Source organism: Cytobacillus oceanisediminis 2691 (assembly GCF_007678455.1).
In the GTDB taxonomy this organism is placed as follows: domain Bacteria; phylum Bacillota; class Bacilli; order Bacillales; family Cytobacillaceae; genus Mesobacillus; species Mesobacillus oceanisediminis_A.
Genome location: NZ_VEEP01000007.1, coordinates 122,174 through 130,445, shown reverse-complemented (window position 1 = coordinate 130,445; position 8,272 = coordinate 122,174). Strand labels below are relative to the sequence as shown.

10 protein-coding genes are annotated in these 8,272 nt (G+C 43.4%); 1 reads left to right on the top strand and 9 read right to left on the bottom strand.

Features of this window, described 5'->3' with window-relative positions:
* Position 1: 1 nt before the first annotated feature.
* The 7 genes from FS736_RS25170 to FS736_RS14895 all read right to left on the bottom strand — a co-directional run bounded on the left by FS736_RS25170 (position 2) and on the right by FS736_RS14895 (position 6,157).
* The gene (locus FS736_RS25170) at positions 2–127 is read right to left on the bottom strand and encodes a hypothetical protein (RefSeq protein ID WP_260983613.1); all 126 of its coding nucleotides are present in this window, start codon (positions 125–127) and stop codon (positions 2–4) included.
* Positions 128–217: 90 nt separating this feature from the next.
* Entirely contained in the window at positions 218–1,600 is a 1,383-nt protein-coding gene (locus tag FS736_RS14920; protein ID WP_144478653.1) for a bifunctional metallophosphatase/5'-nucleotidase, read from the bottom strand.
* Between the two features lie 496 nt (positions 1,601–2,096).
* Entirely contained in the window at positions 2,097–3,218 is a 1,122-nt protein-coding gene (locus tag FS736_RS14915; RefSeq protein WP_144478651.1) for an MBL fold metallo-hydrolase, read from the bottom strand.
* Positions 3,219–3,245: 27 nt separating this feature from the next.
* Complete coding sequence (locus FS736_RS14910; protein WP_041964856.1) at positions 3,246–3,635, bottom strand: DsrE/DsrF/DrsH-like family protein; 390 nt, start codon at positions 3,633–3,635, stop codon at positions 3,246–3,248.
* A 14-nt stretch (positions 3,636–3,649) separates the two neighbouring features.
* Positions 3,650–4,228 carry a sulfurtransferase TusA family protein gene (locus tag FS736_RS14905; RefSeq protein WP_144478649.1) on the bottom strand — a complete coding sequence of 193 codons (579 nt, stop codon included), beginning with the start codon at positions 4,226–4,228 and terminating at the stop codon, positions 3,650–3,652.
* A gap of 291 nt (positions 4,229–4,519) precedes the next feature.
* Positions 4,520–5,584 (bottom strand): F510_1955 family glycosylhydrolase, encoded by a 1,065-nt coding sequence (locus FS736_RS14900; RefSeq protein ID WP_144478647.1) that lies wholly within the window; start codon positions 5,582–5,584, stop codon positions 4,520–4,522.
* A 3-nt stretch (positions 5,585–5,587) separates the two neighbouring features.
* Positions 5,588–6,157 (bottom strand): TVP38/TMEM64 family protein, encoded by a 570-nt coding sequence (locus tag FS736_RS14895; protein WP_144478645.1) that lies wholly within the window; start codon positions 6,155–6,157, stop codon positions 5,588–5,590.
* Between the two features lie 105 nt (positions 6,158–6,262).
* On the opposite strand from FS736_RS14895, the gene FS736_RS14890 reads away from it, so the two are divergent.
* Positions 6,263–6,520 (top strand): hypothetical protein, encoded by a 258-nt coding sequence (locus FS736_RS14890; protein WP_144478643.1) that lies wholly within the window; start codon positions 6,263–6,265, stop codon positions 6,518–6,520.
* Positions 6,521–6,884: 364 nt separating this feature from the next.
* Here the strand turns inward: FS736_RS14890 and FS736_RS14885 are convergent, their stop codons facing one another.
* Together FS736_RS14885 and FS736_RS14880 are read right to left on the bottom strand one after the other, a co-directional pair.
* Positions 6,885–7,262 carry a hypothetical protein gene (locus FS736_RS14885; protein ID WP_144478641.1) on the bottom strand — a complete coding sequence of 126 codons (378 nt, stop codon included), beginning with the start codon at positions 7,260–7,262 and terminating at the stop codon, positions 6,885–6,887.
* Positions 7,263–7,303: 41 nt separating this feature from the next.
* Positions 7,304–8,191 carry a helix-turn-helix domain-containing protein gene (locus FS736_RS14880; RefSeq protein WP_144478639.1) on the bottom strand — a complete coding sequence of 296 codons (888 nt, stop codon included), beginning with the start codon at positions 8,189–8,191 and terminating at the stop codon, positions 7,304–7,306.
* Positions 8,192–8,272 lie beyond the last annotated feature (81 nt).

The following is an 8,272-nucleotide window of genomic DNA, read 5'->3' as shown; positions in this document are numbered from 1 at the left end:
CTTAAATCCTCTTTCTTGGACATTTTGGCGCTGCTCCGCCTTCGAAATGTCCATTAAATCCTCTTTCTTGGACATTTTGGCGCTGCTCCGCCTTCGAAATGTCCATTAAATCCTCTTTCTTGGACATCTTGGCGCTGCTCCGCCTTCGAAATGTCCATTAAATCCTCTTTCTTGGACATTTTGGCGTGGGTTCCCCTTTGAAATGTCAAAAAGTTTTCTAGATGCTCAAGATCTTCGGTTCTTGATTTGCTTTGAATGGTCCTTTTTCATTTAAAAATTGTTTAATAACATCAACGGCATGGACACCTTGATATGTTTTATTGGCTTCAGCGCCTTTGAACAGCTGCTTCCCGCCTCCTGCGACTTTGTATGTCTTTTTCAAATCGAACTCCTCACCGCCAACGAGCAGCTTCTGGATCCTGTTTCCTTCAGGGTTGTACGGCTTGAAAGCCATGAACAGGCCAGAAGACCTTAGTATATATCCGCCTTTCTGCTTGAATGGATCCCTTGAGAAAACCATCTCCAAATTTTTCTCAAGGGCATTCATCAGCTGCTTCCCGCTCATTTCCAGCGTGAACATTTCTGGATTTGTTGGGATGATGGTATGCAGATCGTATTCGGTTATGTCACCAGGCTGAACGGGTGTGCCATAACGCCAGCCATGAGAAAACGCCAGGTTGCAGTCGTCAAATGCATGAAGATATGCGTCAGTGATCAGCTGGTCCATTGGCGCTTCACTCAAGGTCATCCTGTGCAAGGTTGACTCTGTCCTCCCTACGACATTGTCCCGTTCCTTCTTGTAAGGCTCCAGGATATCGGCAATGATCCCTTCCATTTCCTCATCTACAGAAAAACTCTCATCGATTGCTATCAGTTCATACTGATAATCAGCCATTTTACCGCCTTCCATATTGATCTCCAGCTTTCCAAGGAAAGAAGCACTTGAACCTGCTTGAACGACAAGAGCACCATTTACGGTAATCGGTTTTTCAATTCGGTCATGGCTGTGTCCGGATAAGATGATATCAATTCCCTCGACTAGGGCTGCCAGTTCAACATCGAGCTGGAGGCCCATATGGCTTAGCAGCACAATCAGGTCCACTTTCTCTTTTAACTCTTCGACACAATGACGGGTCTCTTCCACCCCTTTTGAGAATGAAAGGCCTTTAGAAAAGCTTTCCGGCATCGTCTCGTCGACATATGGATAGGTGAGTCCAATGACTCCTAGCTTTACGCCATTCATCTCTTTTATCATATAAGGCTTTAAGAAAGATTGATTGGAATCCTGTTCCTTTACATTGCATGCGACAGCAGGGAAAGGAAGGGCATTCGCCAATGAAGATAATTGCTGTTTTCCATAGGCGAAATCCCAATTTCCCGGGACCCAGCCATCCAGTTCCATCTTTTGCAAAGCTGGTATTATTGCTTCTCCTTTTGAAGCAACTAATGGGAGTGTCCCATGAAAAAGATCACCGCCATCAAGGAATAATACATTATCTTTTTGTGATTTAAGATTTTTGATATATTTTGCAATCCTCGGAAGGCCGCCAGTTTTACTTAGCTCAGGCTGGTTGTTTTTCCTGCAAATCCAAACTCCCATGTGTATCATTCTGCTGGATGATCGTCAACTTGGTCATAGGGTCCTCCTTTATGATTGATGACTTTTCTTTTTGAATTCTTATAAAAGCTTTTTCCGTAAACGTCCTGATTGCATGATGCTTACGGAAAAAGCCTTGTTTATTAAGGCTGTTTTCGTAAAGATTGTTGTTAAAATCTTAAAGCCGATTTTAACGTGCTATAAAGCCATTTTGCAGTTCGTTTTTAAGTGTGCAAGCTCTTTTCTCATAACAAGCTTGAATTTTATAAAGAAAAATAGGTCATTCAATCCCATTTTGTAGTCAATAGCAACAAAGTTTGAGAAAAGAGCCTTTATTAAAAAGAAGTACCCTCTTCATAAGGTACTCCTTCTTTGATTGGCCAGCTCCAGCGCCTAGCCCCTCGATCGTTTCGGTCCGCCCTTTGAAGTCAAAGAACGACTTCAATGGTCGGCCCTCCAACGATTGTCGGGGCTGACCAAGGCGCTTGCGCTTTTCTATTTATCTTACTGCGCATCGGTTCGGTCCGATTTCCATTTCCCGCTGTTCTTCGATATCCGGGTTGATTTTGCCCATATTCATCTGCCTGATTTCCTGGTAGGAGTTAGGCTGAGGCGGAAGATTCTCGGTCACTGTTTTCCTGAACGTTTCTTCACTGTCGATTTGCAAACCATGGTTCTCGGCATACAGCACGCCAAGTTTTTCGGAAACGCTGCCGTCATCATTCATCTCATTGATTCCCATATAGTGGGCAGGCAGAACAAGCAGTTCATCGGCAAGTTCTTTATAACGCTTATACAACGTGTTCCTCAGATCACCCACCCAGTCTTCTGCCAATCCGGCAAGGTCAGGGCGTCCGATTGAGTCGATGAACAGAATGTCACCTGTCAGCAAGTATTGGTCATCTATGATGAACGAAGTACTTCCAATTGTATGACCAGGAGAGTACAAAGCCTGTATGACAGAGTTTCCAACCTTGATTTCATCGCCATCCTGAAGTGGTTCATAATGGAAGGTAACTTCTTCTGCGTCTTTAGGCGGAAGGTAATATTTAGCTCCCACTTTATCTGCAAGCTTCTTACCGCCGGAAATATGGTCAGCATGAAGATGGGTATCAAGAAGGGCAACAAGTTTAAAATTCTTGCCAGTCATGAACTCCTCATACTGCTCAATCATCCGGTTTGTATCGATGATCGCAGCCTCGCCATTGGATTCGACAAGATAGGAAAGGCAGCCCTTGCCAATCCTGACGAATTGATAGAGCGATCCGCCATTTTTCAGGTCACCGATTTTAACAGGCTCTAAATGTTCACTCCAGGCTTTCATGCCGCCTTCAATGGAGTAGACATTCGTATAGCCTGCCTCTTCGATTTGTTCAGCTACAAATTCAGATGAACCGCCTTTTGCACATACAACGTAAATTTCCTGATCTTTCGGCAGGACATTCTTTACGGGATCCACACCTTCTAGCAGGTCAAAATAAGGTGTATTATGGACTTTTACATTCCGGCCTTCGATTTTCCAATCATCGAAGTCATCAGTATTTCTTGTATCAAGGATAAACAGGTCTTCATGGTTAATGACTTTTCGAGCTAATTCTTTTGCTGTAATTGTCTGTACCATTTCATTCCTCCTGTTATGCTTTGATTTCTAGAATGTTAATGTAATATCTGCATCGCTTGCGAAGTGAAGGAATGAAGCTGCTCCACCCACGTCAATGCCATCAACGAACTGGTCTTTTTCAAGGGACATTACGTCCATTGTCATCTGGCAGGCAATCATCTTTACACCCATTTCAGCTGCCATTTCAACAAGCTGCTCAACTGGAGGAACGTTTTCTCTTGCAAAGCCTTCCTGGAAGTGCTCTGTTCCTGCTGGCATAGGAAGTTGCTTATGCGCTTCCTTGTGGATCAGGTTAAGCCCTTCAAATGTGAAGAAAATTCCTACTTCTGCGTCTGTTGCTGCTGCAGCAGTCGCGATATTGAATACTTTATATGCGTCGAACATTCCGCCGTTAGAGGCGATGATAGCTACTTTCATTATTTGGTTCCTCCTTATTTTTCAACTGATGTTTCCGTCGGGCCTGTCCAGTCCTTCATCCCGGAAACAACATTAATTGGTTTCTTGAATCCTTTTTCGGCAAGCTTCTTCGCTGCCATATCGCTTCTTGATCCGGAGCGGCAAATGATATAGACATCCTCTTCAGGATCTAATTCATTGAACCGCTGCTCCAGTTCTCCAAGCGGAATCGATTTTGCATTAGGAATATGGCCAAAAGCATATTCAGCAGATTCCCTTACGTCAAGAATGGTTATCTTCTCTTCGCCTTCCAATTTTGCCAGCACTTCTTCAAGTGTGGATGTATGTGGGTGTGGCGATTCATTGTTCAGTTCATCTTCACTCGCTTTACGAACATAATGCTTTAGCACATCTCCATCCGTGATTGTACCAAGGTATTGATTGCCTGTACTTTCTGCCCATGCTTTCAGGTCTGTTGTAGATCCTTTGTCAGTCGCCTGCACTTCAATAACCTGTCCAGGTTCCATCTCATTCATGGATTTCTTCGTTTTGACAATCGGCATCGGGCACGCAAGTCCTTTTGCGTCCAGTACTTTATCCGCAGAAATTGACATAGTAATCCCCCTTCCTAAAGCTTAGTATTTTATGAATTCGCGGAATCCATACTGAAAAAAATCTCCCTAGTTTATATACCTCCTACGGTAAAAACTATGCGTATATTGTAAATAAAATAAAAAAAAACAGCAACCATTTTGTTTTGGATGCTGCTTCCTGCTTATTTGGTATTAAAATAGGTAGTCAAAGCAGGCAGAAATGGATTTCTGGAACCAAATACTGCTCAACCATGGGATGTATCCCACCGGATTTAGGCTATTGTTATGCCTGCCAATTGGATGGATGCCGGATTATTTTTCAATCTTCCCGTTTACCAAAAGCCGCTTCCATGTCTGGCCGCCATCCTCTGATTCATAAAGGTCATTCAGGATGGTGATGAAGGCTATTCTTCCGTCCTGCCGAGGGTCAGCGGCTATATATGTAATCGGATTATCTTCCTTAAGTTGCGGAATCGGAAGCTCTTCTGCTGCCCCTTCCTGCTGGAGATCCAGCTTGAACATTTTGATTTTTTGATCCTGAACCGGGGAAATAAGCAGTGATTCTTTCGAGAATGCCGCTGCTGTCACCATCTCGAAATCTCCTGCTTTCTTCATGTTCTTCCCAAAATCATCTGTGATGAAGACACCTTCCCTTGTTGCCATTGCGAAAATTCCTCCATTTTCCGGATGAACCGCAATCATACCAAGTGTTTTTGCCTTCATCCCAGCCATGTCAATTTGCTCCCAGCTTCCGCCATGGTCCCTGGATAAATAGACGCCTCTTTCCATGCTGGAATTGGGTTCTTCATTGATTAAATACAGGCTGCTATTGTGGTCGCCAGCGGAAAGGAAGTGGAAATCACTTTCACCGTAAAAAGCGATTTTCTCAAGTGTCCTGCCCTTATCTGTGCTTTTTATAAGGCCCAGAGGATTTTTCAAATTTGACCCTTTTTCGGGATGTCCACTTGCAAAAAAGCCATCCTGGGTTGCCTGAAAACCCATATAGTCATGGTTTTGTCCGGCAGTTTCCAGCCACTCTCCCTTTATAAACATTTTAAGGCCATTATGCGATGCAACATAGAGGCCATCATCATTGCCTGGATATCCAATTCCATGTACGTGGTCAACTTTTTGCTCCGCTGCTTTTCTGATGAACTTTTCTGCTGGAATATCGCTGGTTATGTTCCCCTCCATGCCTGGCTGGTTTTCAGCTTGTTTCTGCTGTTCTTGTTTCTGCTGTTCTTGTTCCTGTTGTTTTTGATCCTGTTGTTCCTGTTGTTCCTGCTTTGCCTGATTTTCCTCCCGGTCCGCACAGCCTGTCATAACCAGTGCCAGTAAGACAATTGCTGCGGCCATTAGCCTGTTTCTATCCCTCATATTCTACATCCTCCGATTTCTTTTCCTGTTTGTCCAATAATAGTAGCAGACACCCGCCACAACCGCAAAGACCGTCATTGACAGCTGGTACTCTGTTTTCCAGCCCAGCAAGGTGTGCACCGAATATGCCTCAATGAAGAGTGCAGGGATTTTGCCAATCGTACTCGATACCATGAATGCAGGTGCGCCCATTTTGCTGTAAGAAGCCGCAAGCGTCACCAGTCCTGAAGGCGCGAATGGGAAAAGCCGCAATAGAATCACCAGGACAAATGCCTCTGCGCCAGCAGTGCTTTTAAGCCGCTCCAATCCTTTTATTGGTTTGGTGGTGTCGTTGATTTTCTGCGCCAGTTTTTTTACCCCTCTTCGATAAAGAAAAAAGCTGATGATCGCCCCGGCGGCTTCCCCAATGATCGAAAGAACAAGACCGCCACTAAAGCCAAAATAAAGAATATTAGCAGCCGTCACAAATGCGCTCGGGACCACCCCCATTATTGAAATTGTGATACTGACCGTCAGACTGATCAAAACTGCGATCCAGACAGGCTGTCCAGATAGAGTATCTAATAATGCCATTTATTATCCTCCGGAAAAAGTACAATAATTTGTCACTGCTTCTGCTAAGTTTTTGCACACTGTCCGGCTAAAATTTACTTATAAACGAAAGGAGCTGACCTGAAGATGAAAAAACTGTCGTTAAGTTTATTAAGCGCAGCCATAATCCTTGGAGCCAGTACCGCCGCCTTGGCGGAAGAAGGAACAGAAGGAAAAGGCGTATTCAATTTTGGCCAGATGAAGCCGCTTATCGAAAAAATGCATCCCGGCTTGTCCGATGAAGAGGTCAAGCAAATGTACAATGACTGCCACGGAACAAACGGTGCCATGCCGAGCAAAAACTTCAATATGATGAACGGGAGCCATATGGATATCGTAGACTGAAAACCGAGGCTATTCCACATCAAATAAGGTTCTGGAGAAATCCAGAGCCTTTCACTATGTACTTGTTCTATTCTAGCTGAAATCTTTGCATAAGGTTGTTTTCGTAAAGATTGTTGTTAAAATCTTAAAGCCGATTTTAACGTGCTATAAAGCCATTTTGCAGTTCGTTTTTAAGTGTGCAAGCTCTTTTCTCATAATAAGCTTTAATTTTATGCAGAAAACTAGGTCATTAAATCCCATTTTGTAATCAATAGCAACATAGTTCGAGAAAAGAGCCTTGCATAAAAACATGAAGAAAAAGGTTTCCCCTTCAACATGAAAAAACAACCTGACCTAATCGGTCCAGGCTGTCTCAAATCATTTCTTACACTAATCCTTCAACTTGACTATGCTGTGACGGCAGGTCGGCTATAATTGTCCCGCTCTGCGAATGCTGTGAGGGAAGATCTGCTGCCAATGTTCCTTGTTGGGTGTGCTGTGATGGCAGGTCTGCTACGATTGTCCCGTTCTGCGAGTGCTGCGAGGGAAGATCTGCTACCAATGTTCCTTCTTGTGCATGCTGTGACGGCAGGTCTGCCAGGGTGACTCCATCGCCTGAATGTTGTGAGGGCAAGCCGGCTATGGTTGTACCAGTTGGCGCGTGTTGTGATGGCAAATCGGCCAGGCTCCTATCTTCAGAATCCCAACCAGATACACCAGCAAAAAATGCAGCAAAAATGGTCATCAGTATTATTCTGTTCATTTTATCCTCCTCTGCCTCTGGCTAAAAAGTTAAAGGGTGTATCAGCAATATTTCAATAATTTTTCCATTTCAGTTTCTACTAGACTGACAAACTTCTCATTCTTCTGAAGCCTGAAAATCATGACTGCTTTTTCGAGATATTCCTTCCCTTTGTTTTCTTTACCCAATTTAATAAAATTCATGCCTGATTGGTAATAAAGTTCTCCAAATAAATACATATTTTCTTCATATATACAATTATCGATTCCTTTGCTGCAGTATATGAGTGATTCCTCATATCTCTCCAGCTTTGACAGTGCCTGGGCGAGACCGTAAAGAATCCTTAGCCAGATGCTTGAATCCTGGACTTGAGGCAGTTCTGTCAGCTGGTTCAGGGCCTTCAGAAAAAGCTCCACTGCCTTGTCAAGGTTCCCGCTGTCCTTTTCAATAATGGCCATACTGGTCAAAATCTCGATTTCACGTTCGCTCATACTAGCCTGTTCCTGATGAGTCATTGCCAATGCCTGACCAAGCAAGCCGATTGATTTCTGTCTATCTCCCTCAAGGTAATAGCTGCATATCCCCTGGTGCCATACCAGAAACTGATTGAAAGACGTATGCTTAAAAAGCTGATTATCCTGCTCCTTTTGGAGGATTTCATCAATAGCAGCATAATCACGCTCTCTTTTATACTTTTTGATTAACTCCGTGACAGCGATGGCGTAATTGTATGTATCAGACGAAGCGATATCGAAAAAATGGTTAAGCTCTACTTCAAGCTTTGAAGCCATCTTATATAATTGATCAATTGTTGGATATTTCTCTTCTTTTTCAAATTGAATGATATCCTCTTCAGAACATATACCTGCAGCCAACTGTGCCTCAGTCAATCCTTTAAAAACTCTTGAAGACTTAAGTATCTTTCCGAAGTTATATCCAACCAGGCCCATCCCTACACCCCATTTTTACGTGATTATTTTATTATATATTATCATAGTGTTCGTAAAATTTAAAAATTTGCACCAGCCTGA

Bases quoted from the DNA above. Each gene is read 5' to 3' on its own strand.
- FS736_RS25170 (WP_260983613.1), bottom strand. From the start codon at position 127: ATGTCCAAGAAAGAGGATTTAATGGACATTTCGAAGGCGGAGCAGCGC.
- FS736_RS14920 (WP_144478653.1), bottom strand. From the start codon at position 1,600: ATGGGAGTTTGGATTTGCAGGAAAAACAACCAGCCTGAGCTAAGTAAA.
- FS736_RS14915 (WP_144478651.1), bottom strand. From the start codon at position 3,218: ATGGTACAGACAATTACAGCAAAAGAATTAGCTCGAAAAGTCATTAAC.
- FS736_RS14910 (WP_041964856.1), bottom strand. From the start codon at position 3,635: ATGAAAGTAGCTATCATCGCCTCTAACGGCGGAATGTTCGACGCATAT.
- FS736_RS14905 (WP_144478649.1), bottom strand. From the start codon at position 4,228: ATGTCAATTTCTGCGGATAAAGTACTGGACGCAAAAGGACTTGCGTGC.
- FS736_RS14900 (WP_144478647.1), bottom strand. From the start codon at position 5,584: ATGAGGGATAGAAACAGGCTAATGGCCGCAGCAATTGTCTTACTGGCA.
- FS736_RS14895 (WP_144478645.1), bottom strand. From the start codon at position 6,157: ATGGCATTATTAGATACTCTATCTGGACAGCCTGTCTGGATCGCAGTT.
- FS736_RS14890 (WP_144478643.1), top strand. From the start codon at position 6,263: ATGAAAAAACTGTCGTTAAGTTTATTAAGCGCAGCCATAATCCTTGGA.
- FS736_RS14885 (WP_144478641.1), bottom strand. From the start codon at position 7,262: ATGAACAGAATAATACTGATGACCATTTTTGCTGCATTTTTTGCTGGT.
- FS736_RS14880 (WP_144478639.1), bottom strand. From the start codon at position 8,191: ATGGGCCTGGTTGGATATAACTTCGGAAAGATACTTAAGTCTTCAAGA.